Genomic DNA, 18,011 nt, shown 5'->3' on the forward strand with positions numbered 1-18,011 from the left:
CGATCCATTTGGATCGGTGTTTTATTTTTAAAAGATATTAAATACAGCGTTTAATTGAAGTAAGCTAATAACAGCTAAGAAGATTAAACTGTATTTCATTGCTGTTTTAAATAGAGCAGATTCTTTCCCAACTAGTCCAACTGCGGCACAAGCAACTGCTACAGATTGTGGTGAAACCATTTTTGCCATTGTACCACCTACTACGTTTAAGGCAACGAGTGTAGAAGGAACGATGTTTAACTGGTCTGCTGTTACTGCTTGAAGTGGTGCGAATAAAGAACCACTTGAAACTACTGAACCTGTAATGAATACGCCAATCCATCCTAAGATTGGAGAAAGAACTGGGAATACATTACCAGTAGAAGAGAATGCAAGTCCAAGTGTAGATGACATACCAGAGTAGTTCTCTACGTAAGCTAAAGCGATAACGCTACAAATTGTATATACTGGAGCTTTTAATTCTTTCATTGTTTCAATCATTAATTCTTTAACCATTTTACCTTTTACGCGGTAAACGATAAGTGAAACGATAATTGCTAGTACAATCGCAGTAGTTGTAGAAGAGAATACATCGAATTTGAAAACAGCTGCGAAAGGTGTATCAGCTTTTGTAATTGGTGTAGTTTTCATAACAGCATTATGAAGACCAGGGAACTGAATGTTAAATACTAAGTTTGCTAACGCACCATCTGGAGCAAATAAAGCTTTAATCGGTTTTAAGTTAAAGATTGTTACAAATGCAGTTAAGAATACGAATGGAGACCAAGCATATAAAATTTGATTGAATGTATGTGATACTTTAGTTTCTTGTTTTTCTTCTTTAGTAGAAGATTTTGGTTGCCAAACACGTAAGAATAATGCAAGAGCAATCATACTTACAACGGCTGCGAAAATGTTAGTAAGTTCTGCGCCTAAGAAGTAAGTTACAAGGAACTGAGTAATTGCGAAAGAAACACCACTTACAAGAATACCTTGCCAAGTTTCTTTAATACCTTTAATTCCATCGACCATTGAAACAAGTAAGAAAGGTAAGATGATACTAATGAAAGGTAAAATAAGAACAGTTTGACGACCGATAGTTAATGCGTCAAGTTCAGTTAATTGTGCTGGTACTGTAACTGGAATACCCATAGCACCCATAGCACCACCAGCGATATTAGCTACTAAACAAATACCTGCTGCTTTTAATGGGTTAAATCCCATACCTACAAGTAGTGCAGCTGTAATAGCAACTGGAACCCCTAAACCAGCTGCGCCTTCTAAGAAAGCACCGAAAGAATAAGCGATTAATAATACTTGTAAACGTTGATCATTTGTAATGCTTGAAATACTATCGCGAATAATATTGAATTGCTCTGTTTTAACAGTTAATTTGTAAAGGAAAATTGCAGCGATAACGATAGTACAAATTGGATAAAATCCAGATAAAACACCGAACCCGGCAGATGCTACAGCTACTGTTGCTGGCATTTTATAAACAAATATTGCAAGGATAATAGCGACAATCACACTATAAAGACCAGCCATGTAACTTTTCATTTTGAATCCCATTAAACAAATGATGAAACAAAAGATTGGAAGTGCTGCGATTAGTGCAGATAACCAAATATTGTTTAATGGGTCATAAATTTGTGTCCAAGTACTCATAATAATGACAACTCCTATCTATTATATGTGAAGAAATTCACATTATTTGTGAAACTATTCACAATCAACTTACATGCTTAGTATATTCTCCTTCAACACTATTGTCAACGTAAAAAAGTATAATTATTCCATAATAGTGTTAAAAGAAAAGCTTTGTTCATAAAGTAGACAAAAAACACACTCAAATGAATTTAAGTGTGCTGTATAAGTTATTTGCATATTATTTTGCTTATTCAGATGGCATGTTCCTTATAGGCGTATATTAGATGCCATCTTTTATATCGAGTATAAAGTTTGATATATGAACTGATCTGTCCTGTTTGATCTAGTGAGGGAGGAATGGTGAGTGGATTTAATAGGAAGTTTTGCACAACAGTCCAACCGCTTGCAATACGAATAAAAAATTAGAAACAAATTTTTAATACCACATCATCTCTTTTTACTGAAAATTCCTTTTAGCGTAACAAAGAGGTTAAGTATAGTTCAGCTACATTACGATAGGTTATCAATTATAGACGGTATTTTACAATACCGTTACTGTGCATTTCAATGAGGTGAAAATATAACAAAAAGCCTGATAAAACAACGTTTGCAAGCAAAGTATTCGTAGGCCATTATTTTGCTTTTTCGTTATATCATATAGTATAATATTCAAAATCAACAAGGATTTTTTCCTGAATTTTTGTTGATGAAAATGGAAAAATTTTTCGGCTTTATAGGTTGATAAAGTTATGTCGTAACAGGAAATATAAGAACAGATATATAAATAAATAAAAAGAACATAAAAACGCAAATAAAAACGAAAATGAGGGGAACTTTATGAGCCAAAATCAATTCGAATGTCGTATTTCAGAAGAAGATGTACAAATGTTAAGAGCGTTAGCTCACCCACTTCGTCTACGTCTAGTAATGGAACTTATGCAAAGAGGAACATGTAATGTAACACAACTACAGGAAGTATTAGAAATTCCGCAATCAACGGTTTCACAACATTTAACGAAGTTAAAGCAAAATAAAGTAGTGCGCTTTGAAAGACGAGGATTAGAAGTGTATTACCAAATCCATAATGATAAAGTAAGTGCGGTAGTAAAAACATTATTTTCTTAAAATTTGAATATTATGGAAAGAGACGTGTAGAATATACGTCTTTTTTTATTTGTCAGAAAGGTAGCGAGAGAGTAAATATTAGCATGTGAGGAAGAAATGACTATCAATCAACATGCTGCTTTACGGAATATATTCTAAAAGGAAAAGAAAAAATAGAAAGGAGTGTAGTAAGCAAAAGGAGGGATATTAGTATGGATGTGAAACGTGTGAAACAAATCTTATCTTCTTCAAGTAGAATTGACGTTACATATGAGGGCGTACCAGTATGGATTGAGAGCTGTGATGAGCAGAAGGGGAGTGCTCAAGTGTATGATGTATCTAATCCTGGTGAGAGCGTTCATGTGGACGTGACAGCTTTAGAGGAGAAATAATAAAAAAGACGCTTCTAATTTTAGAAGCGTCTTTTTTTGTATTATTCCATCATACTCGCAACTTTTTTAGAGAAGAGAAGGAGTACAAGTCCTAAGACGATAACGATAATACCAATACTTGCAAATACTTCAAGGTATCCTAATGATTGTGTAAAGGAAGCAAGTTTACCAGCTAACCAGTTAGCCATACCTGAACCAGCTAACCATACACCCATTAGTAATGATGCTAATTTAACAGGTGCAATTGCACTTACCATTGATAGACCGATTGGTGATAAGAATAGTTCTCCAATTGTATGGAACATATAAGTGATAACGATGAATAATAAGTTTGCTTTAACAGTTATATCAGCTTCACTACTTCCAGTTTTTAGAACCGCTAATGTTAAAACCAGGTAACCTATACCTAGTAAAATCATACCAAATGCCATTTTTGTTGGTATTTTTAAATCGCCACGCTTTGATTTAGAAAGTTTTAACCATAGCATAGATACGAATGGTGCAAGGAGTACGATGAACGCTGGATTAACGGATTGGAACCAAGATGTTGGAACTTCCCATCCAAAAATTGTACGATCAACAAATTTATCTGTATAAAGTGTTAAAGAACTACCAGCTTGTTCAAAGCCTGCCCAGAAGAATACTACGAAACAAGTTAAAATTACAATTGCCCAAGTGCGATTTTTTTCTTGTTTTGTTAAAGGTTTCTTTTCGATTGCAGGTTGATTTTTTGTTTTTTTACCAACAATTGTTGTTCCTGCTGTACCAAGGTAGCGAGGAGCTAATAAGTTGAAAACAATTTGTCCAATAATCATACCGATACAAGCTGCTAAGAATCCGTATTTATATCCCATAACCATAACGCCATCAACGCTTGTTTTAAAGAAATCTTCTGCTAAAAATCCACAAATAAGTGGAGCGAAGAAAGCACCTACGTTAATACCCATATAGAAGATAGTAAATGCACTGTCACGACGTGAATCATTTTCACCATACAATTCACCTAACAGTGTAGAAATATTTGGTTTGAAGAACCCATTACCAATAACTAATAGTATTAATCCTAGAAATAGTCCTGTTTTTGTATTCATTGAGAATAGTACAAAGTTGCCGATTGCCATAATAATTCCGCCGAGAGTAATGGCATGACGTCTTGTGATATAATGATCCGTTAGCCATCCGCCTATAATTGGCATGAAATATACTGCCGCTGTAAAAGTACCATATAATTGCACTGCGACTGCCTTATCAAATCCTAACCCACCACTAACAGCAGCAGTTGTTAAATAAAGAACTAAAAGGCCACGCATTCCATAATAACTAAATCTTTCCCACATTTCTGTTAAGAACAACAAATACAACCCTGGTGGATGTTTTTTTGGTGATTGTTGCTCTCCAGCTTTGTCTAATTTTAAAGCTGCATCCATTTTTGTTTCCCCCTAATCCTGTATAACGGATATTTATGTAATCATTTTAATTTACAAAATATTTAGAAGTCAATAGAATTATATGGAAATAGAAAGAAAATTTCTAAAAAAGTTCTATTTTTCTTCAACCGTTACTGTATTTTGCCCTGAAAACGAGATGATAAGCGTTTTCAAATGTAATAATTGAATTCTAAAAGAAAATAAAATAGTGATTAATCAGAAAATTTAGATTACAACATCTATTCTGATATAGAGAAAATATATTCTATTTACTTTTATAATATAACATATTGGGAATAAAAATACAAAATGAAATAATGTGACACTTCAGTGAAATGAAAAAACCAGCTCCATCAAAGAGAGAGCTGGTTAGAATAAAATTATTTAACAAAGCGTTTTTCGATATCATCTAATAGTAGGTTAGCAGCCATTACACCACCAGCTGTATTCCAAATAACGTCATCAACTTTGTATGCTTTACCATTTTTCACTGCATTTAAATTTTTAAATAGCGGATCATTGATATATTCTTTTTCTAATTCAGAGCCTTTTTTCTCATTTCCTTTATCGAATGTGAAGTAGAATAATACGTCGCCATCCATTGCAGAAATACGTTCTTTAGATACGTTACGCTCTGCAAAGTCGTCTTTATTTTGATCGCCAGGGCGTTTAAATCCAAGCTCTTTTAAAATAACACCAGAGAATGTGTCACCATGATAAATACGAACATCACCAGGCATGAAACGAACCATAGAGATTTCTTGATTTACTTTATCACCAAGTTTGCCTTTTAAATCTTTCATACGTGATTCGTAATCAGCTACAACTTTTTGACCTTCTTTTTCTTTATTTAATGCTTTTGCATAAAATTTGAAGTTATCTTTCCATTCACCACGTAATGTTTCAGAGAATACAGTAGGTGCAATTGCTTTTAGTTGTTCGTACACTTTTTCGTGGCGCATTTTGTTACCGATAATTAAGTCTGGTTTTAAAGAAGCAATTGTTTCAACGTTAACTTGTCCTTCATCACCAACAACTTTTACATCTTTCATTTTATCCTTAATATGTGGATACCATGGGTCACCAGTCCAAGACTTTACAGCACCAACTGGTTTCACACCTAATTCAAGTAAAGCTTCAGTTCCTTCATTTGTTAAGATAACTACACGTTTTGGATTAGCAGGAACTTCTGTTTTACCCATTGCATGTTCTACAGTAACCACTTCTTTTTTATTATCTTCTTTTGTAGATTCTTCTTTGTTATTTGATTTTCCACAAGCGCTTAAAAGCATTGAAAATGCTAGTAAAAATACAAATACTGTAAACGATTTCTTCCGCATGAAATTCATTATGTACCCCCTACATGTTGAGAATATTTTTCAATAGCAAGCATGATATTAAGCCTTTATCTTTTGATTGTCAATACATATGGTTGAAAATAATTCTCATTTCCGTTGACAATAAGAATTAAGTTGAAATACACTTACAACGTATCATTATACATTGAAGGGGAAACGCTGCATGTTATTAAAAACAAATCAAGCAAAATGGATTGGATTATTTGTTGGAATCATTGCAGTCGTTATTTGTATTTGGGGAAGTATTATTTTCGGATATACAAATACGAGCTGGAAATTAGCGCTAGATGCTTTTTTCCATTTTAATGGTTCTAATGAACATATTATTATTCAAAATGTGCGCCTTCCAAGGGCACTTATAGCAGCAAGTGTTGGTGCTAGTTTAGCCATCGCGGGTTGTCTTATGCAAACTTTAACTAAGAATCCACTTGCTTCTCCAGATTTTATTGGATTAAATTCAGGTGCTGCGTTCTTCATAGTTGTAGCAATTGTAATCTTTTCAGTAACATCATTATCAGCTTTCACATGGATTGCCTTTTTAGGAGCGGCGGTTGCCGCTGTACTTGTATTTGCTTCTAGTTCTTTAGGAAAAGAAGGGACTACTCCTCTGAAGTTAACGTTAGCAGGGGTCGCAATTAGTGCGTTATTTTCATCATTAACACAAGGATTACTTGTGTTAAATGAAAAAGCACTTGAAGAGGTATTATTTTGGCTTGCTGGATCTGTGCAAGGGAGAAAGTTAGAAATTTTACAATCTGTATTCCCATATTTATTAATAGGATGGATTGCATCTCTTATGATGGCAGGGAAAGTAAATACATTGATGATGGGAGAAGACGTCGCGAAAGGACTTGGACAACGAACAATTTTAATGAAATCATTCGTGTTACTTATTATTGTACTATTGTCTGGTGGTTCAGTTGCGGTTGCTGGTCCAATTGGATTTATTGGAATTATTACTCCGCATTTTGCTAGATTTCTTGTTGGAGTTGACCACAGATGGAGAGTGCCTTATAGCGGATTGTTAGGTGCAATACTACTAATATTGGCTGATATAGCAGCAAGATATGTCATTATGCCACAAGAAGTACCAGTAGGAGTTATGACAGCATTTATTGGAGCACCGTTCTTTATTTATATTGCACGTAAGAGAGGGCTTAGCAAATGAAGAAATATATTCCGTTTCGTATAGGAAAAGGCGAGCTCTCGTTTTTAATGTATAAACGAGCTTGTCTCGTCTTGTTAAGTTTACTAGTTGTTTTAATAGGATTATTCTTTGCGAGCGCAGGTATGGGAGACATGAAAATTGCTCCTTATGACGTATGGCAAGCAATTACCGGAAATGGCGATGCAATGTCAAATATGGTTGTAAATAAGTTTCGTATGCCGCGTATTTTAATTGCTATCCTCGTAGGAATTGCGCTTGCGGTAGCGGGCTGTATTTTACAAGGGCTCGTTCGAAATCCACTTGCTTCTCCTGATATCATCGGGATTACGGGCGGGGCAAGTGTCGCAGTTGTATTATTTTTAGCGCTATTTAGTGATAAAAATAATGCACTAACGGTAAGTATTCATTATATGCCGCTCGCAGCTTTTGCAGGAGCAACGATTGTAGCGGTTTTTGTATACTTATTTGCATGGCAAAATGATGGATTATCACCAATTAGTCTCGTTTTAATTGGTGTTGGATTTTGGGCATTAACGAAGGCGGCGACAACATTATTTATGTTGCTAGCACCAATTTATCAAGCGAGCCAAGCGAATGTATGGATTACGGGTACCGTTTACGGCTCTTCTTGGCAAAATGTTATGGTACTTGCGCCTTGGGTTCTCATTTTAACAGTAATATCATTTATCGCAGCTAGGCATTTAAATGCACAAGAGCTAGGGGATGATATAGCGGTAGGACTTGGGGTTCCTTTAACGAAGTCGCGTGTATTTATGTTATTACTTAGTACAGCTTTAATTGGTGGTGCGGTAGCTTTTGCCGGAGGGATTGGATTTGTCGGTTTAATGGCACCTCATATTTCACGAAGATTAGTTGGTTCTTTATACGGTGCATTACTCCCAGTTGCAGCTATTGTCGGTGCAATTCTAGTACTTGCTGCAGATTTAATAGGGCGTACAATTTTCACACCACTTGAAATTCCAGCAGGGGTATTTACATCAGCAATTGGTGCACCTTATTTCATTTATTTACTTTATAAAAGTCGGAATTCATAAAGGGAGATGAATATGCAAAAAGCATTGGAGACGAAACGCTTGACGTTGTCTTATGGTGAAACAATTATTATTGATGAGCTGAACTTAGAAATTCCAAAAGGAGAAATTACAATTTTTATCGGTTCTAACGGTTGCGGGAAATCAACTTTATTACGTTCACTAGCTAGATTATTAAAGCCAACAAATGGTGATATTTTGTTAGATAATCAAGCAATTCAAAGTATGCAAACGAAGCAAATTGCTCGTCAAATGGCGATTTTACCGCAAGGACCACAAGCACCAGAAGGACTTACAGTATTACAACTTGTAAAGCAAGGGCGCTATCCATATCAAACATGGCTGAAGCAATGGTCAGAAAAAGACGAGGAAATGGTACAGAAGGCACTTGCAGCAACAGGTATGACAGAATTTGCTGAGCGTGATGTGCATGCTCTTTCAGGTGGGCAGCGTCAACGTGCTTGGATCGCAATGACACTTGCACAAGATACAGATATCATTTTACTGGATGAGCCAACTACATACTTAGATATGACTCACCAAATTGAAGTGCTAGATTTATTATTCGAATTAAATGAAACAGAACAAAGAACAATTGTTATGGTATTACATGATCTGAATTTAGCATGCCGCTATGCAGATAACATTGTAGCAATTCAAGATAAACAAATATATGCACAAGGTAAACCTGAAGAAGTGGTAGATGAGAAACTAGTACGTGATGTATTCCGAATGGAGTGTCAAATTAGTACGGATCCGTTGTTTGGAACACCGCTTTGTATCCCGCACGGAAGAGGAAGACGTGTAGTTAAAGAAGTTGCTCAGGCAATGAGATAAAAAAACGATGAGTGATTCATCGTTTTTTTATTTGGTACAAGAAAATAAGAGGAAGAGAGGAATACGTAAGCGACGTTTATACTCTTCTTCATCTTGAAAATAGGTTGGATTTGGTGTAGCTTCTTTTAATGATGTAATGGTAAATCCGGCTTGCTGTAATAATGTGAAATACTCTTCCGTTGTACGATGATATTTAATAACTTCTTGGTCAATCCATGGTTCAACCCGTTTGCCTAGTTTAAAATAATCATCGACGAGCCAACTCGTTCTTTTACCACTTGTTTGTAAGCTTTCAAATGAAGAAGTAATAACGGGATGTTGAACGCTAAAGGTAAAGGTGCCATTTGTTTTTAAAGTTTGAAACACATTTTGAAAAATGATATCAAGATGTTCAATATAATGTAAGGCGAGTCTAGAGGTTACTAAATCAAAAGTGGAAGAGGGATAGGTATAATCTTTGAGGTTTAAAAAATGAACAGATCCATTTTTATTTTCTAGTTGTTTTTTAGCTTTTCCATACATAAGCTCGGAGCCTTCAATGCCGGTGTAAGAGTAGCATCCCTTTTCTAATAATTCCGCACCAAACTTAGCATCACCACAGCCTAAATCGAGAATTTGTTTTCCTTGCACATGACCAATGAGCTGAAAGAATACTGGTTTTTCAATGGATTCATTTGGGCTATTTTCTCGGTATCTTCGTTTCATATATTGTTCGAAAAATGCTGTGTTATTGTATACATCAGATTCTGTAAATGCCATGTTTGAAGCCTCCCTAAATATTTTTTTAATTCTATCAAATATGAAAAGTAAATGATAGATTTATTGTAATGAATCATATATAATCTAGAATTGTAAGCGGTTACTTTAAACTATTTTTCTATAATAAATTCTGAAAACGTGTTAAGCTAGTAGAGGGATTATTAGAACTATTAAGACAATAATCCGCTTACATGAACGATGGGAGGCTTCACAATGTCTAGTAAAACACTTGCGAAATTTTTAGAAGAAAATTTAGAGGATTTAAAATCAAAGGGGCTTTATAACGTAATTGATCCGCTTGAGAGTTCGAATGGACCAATCATTACAATTGGCGGAAAAGAATATATTAACTTATCTTCAAACAACTATCTTGGATTAGCAACAGATAGCCGTTTGCAAGAAGCAGCAATTGGTGCTATTCATAAGTACGGTGTTGGAGCAGGGGCTGTTCGTACAATTAACGGTACTTTAGATTTGCATATTAAGTTAGAAGAAACAATTGCAAAGTTTAAACATACAGAAGCAGCAATTGCTTATCAATCAGGATTTAACTGTAATATGGCAGCGATTTCAGCTGTTATGGATAAAAATGATGCGATTCTTTCAGACGAATTAAATCATGCATCTATTATTGACGGTAGTCGTCTATCAAAAGCAAAAATTATTGTTTATAAACATTCTGATATGGAAGATTTACGCCAAAAAGCAATCGCGGCGAAAGAATCAGGTCTTTACAATAAATTAATGGTAATTACAGACGGTGTTTTCTCAATGGATGGAGATGTTGCAAAACTACCAGAAATTGTTGAGATTGCAGAAGAGTTAGATTTAATGACATACGTAGATGATGCACACGGTTCAGGTGTACTTGGAAAAGGTGCAGGAACTGTAAAGCACTTCGGTCTTTCTGATAAAGTTGATTTCCAAATTGGTACATTATCAAAAGCAATTGGGGTAATTGGTGGATATGTAGCAGGGAAACAAAACTTAATTGACTGGTTAAAAGTTCGTTCACGTCCATTCTTATTCTCTACAGCATTAACACCAGCTGATGCGGCAGCTTGCATGAGATCAATTGAAATCTTAATGGAAAGCACAGAGTTACATGATCGTCTATGGGAAAACGGTCGTTATTTAAAACAAGGGTTAAAAGAACTTGGCTTTAACATTGGGGAAAGTGAAACGCCAATTACACCTTGTATTATTGGGGACGAAGTATTAACACAAGAATTTAGTAAACGTCTAAATGAAGAAGGCGTATACGCAAAATCTATCGTGTTCCCAACTGTAGCAAAAGGAACAGGGCGCGTTCGTAATATGCCTACAGCAGCTCATACGAAAGAAATGTTAGATGAAGCAATTCTTAAGTATGAAAAAGTAGGAAAAGAAATGGGCATCATTTAAGTAACGACATCTTTTGAATAGCTTGCAAATGAGGAGTGGGGAAAATGAAAAAAATTCTAGTAACCGGTTCTTTAGGGCAAATTGGTTCTGAACTAGTAATGAAACTTCGTGATGTATACGGCGCATCAAATGTTATTGCAACAGATATTCGTGAAACAGACAGTGAAGTAGTAACGTCTGGTCCATTTGAAACGTTAGATGTAACAGATGGACAAAAACTACATGATATCGCAAAGCGTAATGAAGTAGATACAATTATTCATTTAGCAGCTTTACTTTCAGCAACAGCAGAAAAAAATCCGTTATTTGCATGGAATTTAAATATGGGTGGACTTGTAAATGCTCTAGAAGCAGCTCGTGAATTAAACTGTAAGTTCTTCACGCCAAGTTCTATCGGTGCATTCGGTCCATCGACGCCAAAAGATAATACACCGCAAGATACAATTCAGCGTCCTACTACGATGTATGGGGTAAACAAAGTAGCAGGAGAATTACTATGTGATTATTATCATCAAAAATTTGGCGTAGATACGCGCGGTGTCCGTTTCCCAGGTTTAATTTCTTACGTAGCTCCTCCAGGAGGCGGAACAACTGATTATGCAGTTGAAATTTATTATGAGGCGATTAAAAAAGGTGTATACACCTCATACATTGCTGAAGGAACGTACATGGACATGATGTATATGCCTGATGCTTTACAAGCAATCATTTCATTAATGGAAGCTGATCCAAGTAAGCTAGTGCATAGAAATGCATTTAACATTACAGCAATGAGCTTCGAGCCAGAGCAAATTGCAGCGTCAATTCGTAAACACATTCCGACGTTTACAATGGATTATGCAGTAGATCCAGCTCGTCAAACAATCGCTGATAGCTGGCCAAACTCTATTGATGCAACAGCAGCAATGAAAGAGTGGGGCTTCAAAGCAGAATACGATTTAGATAAAATGACAACTGACATGCTGGCTAAGTTAAAAAAAAAGCTTGCAGCTGAGTTAGTGATGAATTAATAAGAAGGGTCGATTCTTAGGAATCGGCTCTTCATCATTTTTGGAGGGAGAGAAGCCTTATGCAGAGAGTTGATGTCGTATATGCACTAATACATGACGAAGAAACAGATAAAATATTAATGGTACATAATGTAGAACAAAACGTTTGGTCATTGCCAGGCGGGGCTGTGGAAAAAGGTGAAATATTAGAGGAAGCACTAATAAGGGAAGTGAAAGAAGAGACAGGTTTAACTGCTGCGTTAGGTGGACTTGTTGCGATCAATGAAAAATTCTTTGAAGAATCAGGGAATCATGCACTATTTTTTACATTCCGAGCGAATGTAGTAAAAGGTGAACTTATTGCGGAAGATGAAGGTGAAATTTCTGCAATAGAGTGGGTGGATCGAACAATTGCGAATGAGCGCTTCCCATACTATGACGGAGGATTTGAATCTTTGTTAGAAGTAGCCATTCCATACAAGTTTCAACCAGAAACAAAGTAATTGAACGAAAAAACAGGAGCCACAAGGCTCCTATTTTCTATTCAATCGTCTTCAGTAATAATTTTTTCAATAGTGGTTTAATCTTTAGACGTAAATCTTCAGCGTGATTTGCAACTAAGAAGTGATGGTTATAAATGTTTTTCATCAATTGATAAGTTGCTTCTTTCGCTTCGCCTTCTTCGATGAAGATACCGATTACTTCCATACCACTTTTACGCGCGAGTTTAACAGCTTCATGCGTATCTAAAATTCCGTCTTGTTGATAGTCTAGCGCAGAAGGCTCACCGTCTGTGAAGACTAGTAAGAATTTATGTTTCTCAGGTCTTTTGGCAAGCTTTTCAGAAACGATACGAATAATATATCCGTCGCGGTTATCTTCTTCTTCACGAAGTTGCATAATTTCTGGACCAACGTTTGGTAACGTTGAGTTTTTATAATTTACAACTTCATGGATAACGTTCGGCTTATCTTCAGGTTTAGCGCTAGAGGCATCTTCCCAAAATCCGCTAATAGCGTGCGGGATTTTTAAAGATTTTAAAGCTTCATGGAATAGTACAACACTCTTCTTCGTTTCTTCCATTTTGTTATACATAGAACCAGAACAGTCAACTAACAGTTGGAATGCAACATCGAGTTCTTGTGACTCTTGTCCTTTTTTATAAAACATCCGCGGTTGTTTTTCGGTATAAATACGAAGGAATTTCTTACGAAGTCTTCCGTAATATTTATCACTATTCGCATTCGTTTTATTTTCAATCGTTTTTTCGATAATTTTCTTTAATTCTTTTACATCTTTATTGACGACTGATTTGATAGCTTGGTAATCTTTTTTCTCATCAATATTTACTTTGCGAGCTTCTTTAAATGTATGAGAAGCACCTACATTATACTTCCCATATGCACCGTCGTGCTGGCTAGAAGCGTGTGAAGCCCTTGCTTCTTCTGTATCAGCGCCATCAAAGTTGGATTGTGTACTTTTTTGAGAAGTACCTTGTACAGAACCAAGTGCTTGGTCGCCATCTTCTGATTCACGAGCAGTATCGCCCATCATGTTTGTTTTTGTTCCGCTTTCTAATTCAAAGCGTAAAAAGTTCTCGTTTTCGTTATTTTTATTTTCACGATGCCATGTGGAGAAACTTTCATCCATTTTGTTTTTATTTTCATCGTCATCTATAAGCTGCGTATCATCATTTGCTAAATCTTCGACGCGACAGTTCTTTTCGTCTGCAAGAACAGATAAGTAAAGTGGGGCATGTCCGAAATAGTTGTTAAGCATATCACTTTCAAGAAGCGCCTCTAAGCGATAGCGAATTTTCTCAATGATATACATAATATCTTCTGTATTACGTGCTTGGAATGTTTCATGTAAAATCGCTTCAATTTGCTCAAAATATTCATTATTAAACATTTCATATTTATCGCTCGTTAATGAAAGATAGCATAGGCAAAATAGACGATCACCGTGATAATTACGAACGCGGTTTATTTCATTTTGAGAGCCGAAATAATTGCGGTACATTTCTTTTCGGCGTTTAAAAATATGTTTCGTGCCAGGACGTAAGTTCTTTACGATTTCCTCAACGCGTAAATCTTCTAATAGAACAAATAATTGTGTTAAAAACTTTTTTAGGGGCGATTCTTGCAATTCAATCGCATACGAACGAATTAAAGTCATGTCCGAGTAATGTTTATTACCAAGTGCTTTTAAGAACACTTCGCTTTTTAATCCGATTACTGTATCTTCTTCTTTTCGATCATCCCAAAAGTGACTAATGACAACTTTCTTTTCAATTTCGTCGTAGTATGCTTTATAGCCGTATTCAAGATAGGCATCGTCTTCTTTTAGAAGGGCATACATTAAGTTTTCCATTTGTAGAAACAGCGACGCATCAATTTTTTTGTCACTAAAAATTTGTCTCATAAATTATCCCTCAAAGAAATAACTTTCTGCTAATTCACGGACAGTCATTTGTTCTGTTTCATCATTAAGTTTTGCAATTATGCTTCGTTCAATAGCGCGCATAACAGGAATATATACACCTAAATCACATGCGTCGATAATACCACGAATACTTGCTGCTTCTTCACTTACACGTCCATCGCGAGCTAAAGGCATAAGGTCGCTTGCAAATGCAACAAACTTTTCAATTGTTGCAACATCATTTAATTTTGATTCTGCTAATAATAGTTCTTTTAATGTGTCACCTTGAATGTAAGGAACTTCAATAATAACGAAACGGTTTTTTAATGCTTCATTTAGTTCACTTGTTCCAACGTAACCTTCGTTAATCGCAGCAATTACACGGTATTCGTCATCACCGTATACAACCTCTTGTGTAAATGGGTTTGTGATCATTTTACGGTAATCTAATGCGCCGTGAAGTAGCGGTAAAGTTTCAGGTTTTGCCATATTGATTTCGTCAATATATAGGAAGTGACCGTTCTTCATTGCTTTCATAAGAGGACCGTTAACGAATGAAACTTCAGATGCACCATCTTTCGTTTGTAGTGTGTTGTATCCTAAAATACCTTCTACATCTAAGTCGACAGAGCAGTTAATGCTATGCATTGGTTTTTGGAATAAAGAAGAAAGAGTTTCCGCTAGTACTGTTTTACCACTACCAGTCGGTCCTTTTAATAGAATGTTCTTGCCAAGAAGAAGTGCTGTAATCGCATCTTCAATAATGCTATTATCAGACGCTTTATATATTTTCGTTCCGATTAAATGTGCATTTTCACCAGCTTCTTGTTTATTCTTTTCATGAATCGTAGAAAGCTGTTGTTTTAAATCAGAATGTATATGAAATTGTTCTAACATGTATTTCCCACCTAACATTATTTTCATAAAGTAATACATCTTATGATAACTTGTTTTAATATGGTATGCAAAGAAAAGGAAGGAGGATAAAGGGAAAAGAAAAAGCAATCAAGATGAAGTTGATTGCTTACAGTAAAGGAGAAATGAGCCTCATGAAAGACTCCAATATGCGTTTTTTTATACTTCTTTTTTGGAAAGAGTTCCATTTAATTTCAGTTGAATGTTTAAAGTCTTCTTCAAAATCACGTTTAATATCGTGAACTGTTTTTGATTCATAAAGTACGCTAATAATTTCGTAATTCAATTCAAAGCTACGTACATCCATGTTTGCTGTTCCAATAGTTGCAATTGTATCATCAACGAGTACAATTTTTGCATGCATAAAACCATCTTTATAACTGTAAATAGAAGCACCAGCTTTTAAAAGCGGAGTGAAATAGGATTGAGATGCTTGATCACTAATGATGCTATCACTTTTACCTGGATATAAAATCCGTACATCTATTCCGGCAATTGCACTTAAGCGTAATAATGTTAAAGTTTCTTGATCTGGAATAAAGTAGGGTGTAGCAATCCAAATGGATTTTTTTGCAGAGCCCATAACAGCTAATAATGTATTACGAATACTTTTATCATCGGAGCTTGGTCCGCTTGCTACGATTTGAACAGCACCTTCTGCATTTGAAATCTCTTTACCTGGGAAGTATTGTCTATTCATGAATTGATCCCAGGAATAAGTATTTAAACCACTAGAGGCATAGAGCCAGTCTTCTAGAAAGATTGCTTGTAATTTATATAATGCTTTTCCTTCTATTTTTAAATGACTATCACGCCAAACAGGAAATTTCTTTGAACGGCCAAGATATTCATCGCCGACATTGAGTCCTCCGGTAAAACCAATTTCTCCATCTACAATAACAATTTTTCGATGGTTACGATAATTGACAGTTTCAAGTAACCAAGCTGAAAAAATAGGGTCAAATTCTACAATTTCAATCCCAGCTTCTTTCATAGGTTGTAAAAATCGTCTTCTTAACGTATTACTTCCAAGGCCATCATAAAGGAAGCGTACAATAACACCATCTTTTGCTTTTTGTATTAAAGCATCTCGAACTTTTGTACCAATTTCATCAGATTTATAAATGTAGTATTGAATATGTATATGATGTTTTGCCTGCTCTATAGCTCGCAAAATTTCTGAAAATGTTTGATCTCCGTTTGTTAAAAGTTTTGTAGTTGTTTTATCTGCGGCAGGACCGCCCCCAAATTTTTGTATGACTTCTGTTAAATGTAAGGAACGTTCATTTAGTGGGACTGTGAGTAATAACTCTAGTCTTCTTCCTTCTAATATTTCACGGAATAATTTTCTTTGTTCTTCTGAACGATGGAGATGTTTTTTTCTTCTCCAGCGGCTGCGTCCGAAAATAGCGTATAAAAGCACACCTATAATAGGAAGAAGTGCTAATACTAAAAACCATGCTAATGTACTTTGTGGAGATCTATTTTCTATAAAAATAACGAATGAAATTCCTACGATTGTGATGGACCATAGAGCACCGACAAATGTATATAACGAGATATACGATGTATTTAATAGGAACAGAACGATAGATACAATTGTAAATATTAATAGTAATTGAACGATAGGCTTCTTCATTTCTATATAATTCCCCTAATCTTTTTTCAATATAGACTTCTTAAATAGAAGATGTAATATGACATCTTTATTATAAGGTGTTTTTCTTTTTTTACAAAATATAGACATTTCACCTATACTTTCCGCATTTGTCCTACATACAGTGTACTATCCCATTTTTTATCTCACTCTTAACGCATATGAAAATGAAAAAATCAAAAAGGAGCGGAGAAACATGAATTATATAGAAAATAATGGATTGTACTATCGGAATCATCATGGAGGACACAATCATAACGGCGGACATCATCACCATGGAGGACACAATCACTATGATCACCATCATCATCACGGAGGCGGCTGGGGCTGGGGTGGTGGTAGTTCATGGGGAGGCGGATTTTTCCCTGGAAGCTTTGCAGGAGGAGTGTTAGGCGGACTGACAGCGGGTGCATTAACAGGTGCAACAAGTGGAGGATATTATCCGGCTCCATATCCAGTAGCTTATCCATCACCATACCCTGTAACGTATCCAATGCCATACCCAGGTTATCAGCAAATACCATATTCGTATTAAACTAAAAAAGAGGCTATCCTCTTTTTTAGTTTAATACGGTATTTATTTATAAAATACTTCCAAAATTAAGGTGAAAATATGTTAATATTTTGTTATTGTAATTCAAAAACATATACATTGATGTAGAGTTTTATATTATTATTCGTGAATAGTTATGTAGTATGTTCTAATTTCTATTTCGTTATTAAAAACAAAGAGATCAGATGTGAGTGGTATTAGTTGGAAACAAGGCTTGCATAGAGCCACTTAAAGGGATTGCAGTATAATAAGGCGCGAAATAATTAGGGAGATGAGAAGCTACTAGTTATAATTGGAACGGTATAATATTGCTTTTTATTACAAATAATATTATGTTATTTTA

The 18,011-nt window shown here is 35.4% G+C and carries 16 protein-coding genes; 9 read left to right on the forward strand and 7 right to left on the reverse strand.

Going from position 1 to position 18,011, the window contains the following annotated elements:
• Positions 1-27: 27 nt before the first annotated feature.
• Positions 28-1,647 carry an L-lactate permease gene (locus QCI81_RS17440; protein ID WP_071732238.1) on the reverse strand — a complete coding sequence of 540 codons (1,620 nt, stop codon included), beginning with the start codon at positions 1,645-1,647 and terminating at the stop codon, positions 28-30.
• Positions 1,648-2,466: 819 nt separating this feature from the next.
• Here QCI81_RS17440 and QCI81_RS17445 point away from each other — a divergent pair.
• Both QCI81_RS17445 and QCI81_RS17450 read left to right on the forward strand, forming a co-directional pair.
• Entirely contained in the window at positions 2,467-2,754 is a 288-nt protein-coding gene (locus QCI81_RS17445; protein ID WP_000081428.1) for an ArsR/SmtB family transcription factor, read from the forward strand.
• Between the two features lie 191 nt (positions 2,755-2,945).
• Entirely contained in the window at positions 2,946-3,125 is a 180-nt protein-coding gene (locus QCI81_RS17450; RefSeq protein ID WP_000382679.1) for an acid-soluble spore protein H, read from the forward strand.
• Positions 3,126-3,166: 41 nt separating this feature from the next.
• Here QCI81_RS17450 and QCI81_RS17455 read toward each other — a convergent pair whose 3' ends face one another.
• Both QCI81_RS17455 and QCI81_RS17460 read right to left on the reverse strand, forming a co-directional pair.
• A complete protein-coding gene (locus tag QCI81_RS17455; RefSeq protein ID WP_069354950.1) occupies positions 3,167-4,552 on the reverse strand; it encodes a peptide MFS transporter in 1,386 nt (461 codons plus the stop codon).
• Between the two features lie 380 nt (positions 4,553-4,932).
• Positions 4,933-5,901, reverse strand: coding sequence for an ABC transporter substrate-binding protein (locus QCI81_RS17460; protein ID WP_001010277.1), 969 nt, complete (start codon positions 5,899-5,901; stop codon positions 4,933-4,935).
• A gap of 172 nt (positions 5,902-6,073) precedes the next feature.
• On the opposite strand from QCI81_RS17460, the gene QCI81_RS17465 reads away from it, so the two are divergent.
• Genes QCI81_RS17465 through QCI81_RS17475 form a run of 3 tightly spaced genes read left to right on the forward strand, consistent with a single transcriptional unit; the run spans position 6,074 to position 8,967 of the window.
• On the forward strand, positions 6,074-7,078 hold the full coding sequence (locus tag QCI81_RS17465) for a FecCD family ABC transporter permease (RefSeq protein ID WP_000925211.1): 1,005 nt from the start codon (positions 6,074-6,076) through the stop codon (positions 7,076-7,078).
• The gene (locus QCI81_RS17470) at positions 7,075-8,133 is read left to right on the forward strand and encodes a FecCD family ABC transporter permease (protein WP_000760059.1); all 1,059 of its coding nucleotides are present in this window, start codon (positions 7,075-7,077) and stop codon (positions 8,131-8,133) included. The genes QCI81_RS17465 and QCI81_RS17470 overlap by 4 nt, the downstream gene beginning before the upstream one ends.
• Before the next feature lie 12 nt (positions 8,134-8,145).
• Entirely contained in the window at positions 8,146-8,967 is an 822-nt protein-coding gene (locus QCI81_RS17475; protein ID WP_001167953.1) for an ABC transporter ATP-binding protein, read from the forward strand.
• A 27-nt stretch (positions 8,968-8,994) separates the two neighbouring features.
• Here the strand turns inward: QCI81_RS17475 and QCI81_RS17480 are convergent, their stop codons facing one another.
• The gene (locus QCI81_RS17480; RefSeq protein WP_000885974.1) at positions 8,995-9,726 is read right to left on the reverse strand and encodes a class I SAM-dependent DNA methyltransferase; all 732 of its coding nucleotides are present in this window, start codon (positions 9,724-9,726) and stop codon (positions 8,995-8,997) included.
• A 213-nt stretch (positions 9,727-9,939) separates the two neighbouring features.
• Here QCI81_RS17480 and QCI81_RS17485 point away from each other — a divergent pair, with 213 nt between their 5' ends.
• The 3 genes from QCI81_RS17485 to QCI81_RS17495 are packed head-to-tail and all read left to right on the forward strand — an operon-like array spanning position 9,940 to position 12,622.
• Positions 9,940-11,130, forward strand: coding sequence for a glycine C-acetyltransferase (locus QCI81_RS17485; protein WP_000095905.1), 1,191 nt, complete (start codon positions 9,940-9,942; stop codon positions 11,128-11,130).
• A 44-nt stretch (positions 11,131-11,174) separates the two neighbouring features.
• Positions 11,175-12,140: an L-threonine 3-dehydrogenase gene (locus tag QCI81_RS17490; RefSeq protein WP_071732237.1), complete on the forward strand. Its 966-nt coding sequence runs from the start codon at positions 11,175-11,177 to the stop codon at positions 12,138-12,140.
• 59 nt (positions 12,141-12,199) lie between these two features.
• On the forward strand, positions 12,200-12,622 hold the full coding sequence (locus QCI81_RS17495; protein ID WP_001189938.1) for an NUDIX hydrolase: 423 nt from the start codon (positions 12,200-12,202) through the stop codon (positions 12,620-12,622).
• Positions 12,623-12,659: 37 nt separating this feature from the next.
• Here QCI81_RS17495 and QCI81_RS17500 read toward each other — a convergent pair whose 3' ends face one another.
• The 3 genes from QCI81_RS17500 to QCI81_RS17510 form a co-directional block, all read right to left on the reverse strand.
• Positions 12,660-14,543 carry a vWA domain-containing protein gene (locus tag QCI81_RS17500; protein ID WP_071732236.1) on the reverse strand — a complete coding sequence of 628 codons (1,884 nt, stop codon included), beginning with the start codon at positions 14,541-14,543 and terminating at the stop codon, positions 12,660-12,662.
• A gap of 3 nt (positions 14,544-14,546) precedes the next feature.
• A complete protein-coding gene (locus QCI81_RS17505; protein WP_000892988.1) occupies positions 14,547-15,440 on the reverse strand; it encodes an ATP-binding protein in 894 nt (297 codons plus the stop codon).
• A gap of 127 nt (positions 15,441-15,567) precedes the next feature.
• Positions 15,568-17,097 carry a cardiolipin synthase gene (locus QCI81_RS17510; protein WP_023521037.1) on the reverse strand — a complete coding sequence of 510 codons (1,530 nt, stop codon included), beginning with the start codon at positions 17,095-17,097 and terminating at the stop codon, positions 15,568-15,570.
• 214 nt (positions 17,098-17,311) lie between these two features.
• On the opposite strand from QCI81_RS17510, the gene QCI81_RS17515 reads away from it, so the two are divergent.
• Positions 17,312-17,650: a hypothetical protein gene (locus tag QCI81_RS17515; RefSeq protein WP_001106382.1), complete on the forward strand. Its 339-nt coding sequence runs from the start codon at positions 17,312-17,314 to the stop codon at positions 17,648-17,650.
• The last annotated feature ends 361 nt before the right edge of the window (positions 17,651-18,011 follow it).

This window comes from Bacillus cereus group sp. MG20 (assembly GCF_040459885.1).
Classification (GTDB): domain Bacteria; phylum Bacillota; class Bacilli; order Bacillales; family Bacillaceae_G; genus Bacillus_A; species Bacillus_A cereus.

Bases quoted from the DNA above. Each gene is read 5' to 3' on its own strand.
- QCI81_RS17465 (WP_000925211.1), top strand. From the start codon at position 6,074: ATGTTATTAAAAACAAATCAAGCAAAATGGATTGGATTATTTGTTGGA.
- QCI81_RS17515 (WP_001106382.1), top strand. From the start codon at position 17,312: ATGAATTATATAGAAAATAATGGATTGTACTATCGGAATCATCATGGA.
- QCI81_RS17480 (WP_000885974.1), bottom strand. From the start codon at position 9,726: ATGGCATTTACAGAATCTGATGTATACAATAACACAGCATTTTTCGAA.
- QCI81_RS17510 (WP_023521037.1), bottom strand. From the start codon at position 17,097: ATGAAGAAGCCTATCGTTCAATTACTATTAATATTTACAATTGTATCT.
- QCI81_RS17485 (WP_000095905.1), top strand. From the start codon at position 9,940: ATGTCTAGTAAAACACTTGCGAAATTTTTAGAAGAAAATTTAGAGGAT.
- QCI81_RS17460 (WP_001010277.1), bottom strand. From the start codon at position 5,901: ATGAATTTCATGCGGAAGAAATCGTTTACAGTATTTGTATTTTTACTA.
- QCI81_RS17445 (WP_000081428.1), top strand. From the start codon at position 2,467: ATGAGCCAAAATCAATTCGAATGTCGTATTTCAGAAGAAGATGTACAA.
- QCI81_RS17495 (WP_001189938.1), top strand. From the start codon at position 12,200: ATGCAGAGAGTTGATGTCGTATATGCACTAATACATGACGAAGAAACA.
- QCI81_RS17455 (WP_069354950.1), bottom strand. From the start codon at position 4,552: ATGGATGCAGCTTTAAAATTAGACAAAGCTGGAGAGCAACAATCACCA.
- QCI81_RS17475 (WP_001167953.1), top strand. From the start codon at position 8,146: ATGCAAAAAGCATTGGAGACGAAACGCTTGACGTTGTCTTATGGTGAA.
- QCI81_RS17470 (WP_000760059.1), top strand. From the start codon at position 7,075: ATGAAGAAATATATTCCGTTTCGTATAGGAAAAGGCGAGCTCTCGTTT.
- QCI81_RS17505 (WP_000892988.1), bottom strand. From the start codon at position 15,440: ATGTTAGAACAATTTCATATACATTCTGATTTAAAACAACAGCTTTCT.
- QCI81_RS17490 (WP_071732237.1), top strand. From the start codon at position 11,175: ATGAAAAAAATTCTAGTAACCGGTTCTTTAGGGCAAATTGGTTCTGAA.
- QCI81_RS17450 (WP_000382679.1), top strand. From the start codon at position 2,946: ATGGATGTGAAACGTGTGAAACAAATCTTATCTTCTTCAAGTAGAATT.
- QCI81_RS17500 (WP_071732236.1), bottom strand. From the start codon at position 14,543: ATGAGACAAATTTTTAGTGACAAAAAAATTGATGCGTCGCTGTTTCTA.
- QCI81_RS17440 (WP_071732238.1), bottom strand. From the start codon at position 1,647: ATGAGTACTTGGACACAAATTTATGACCCATTAAACAATATTTGGTTA.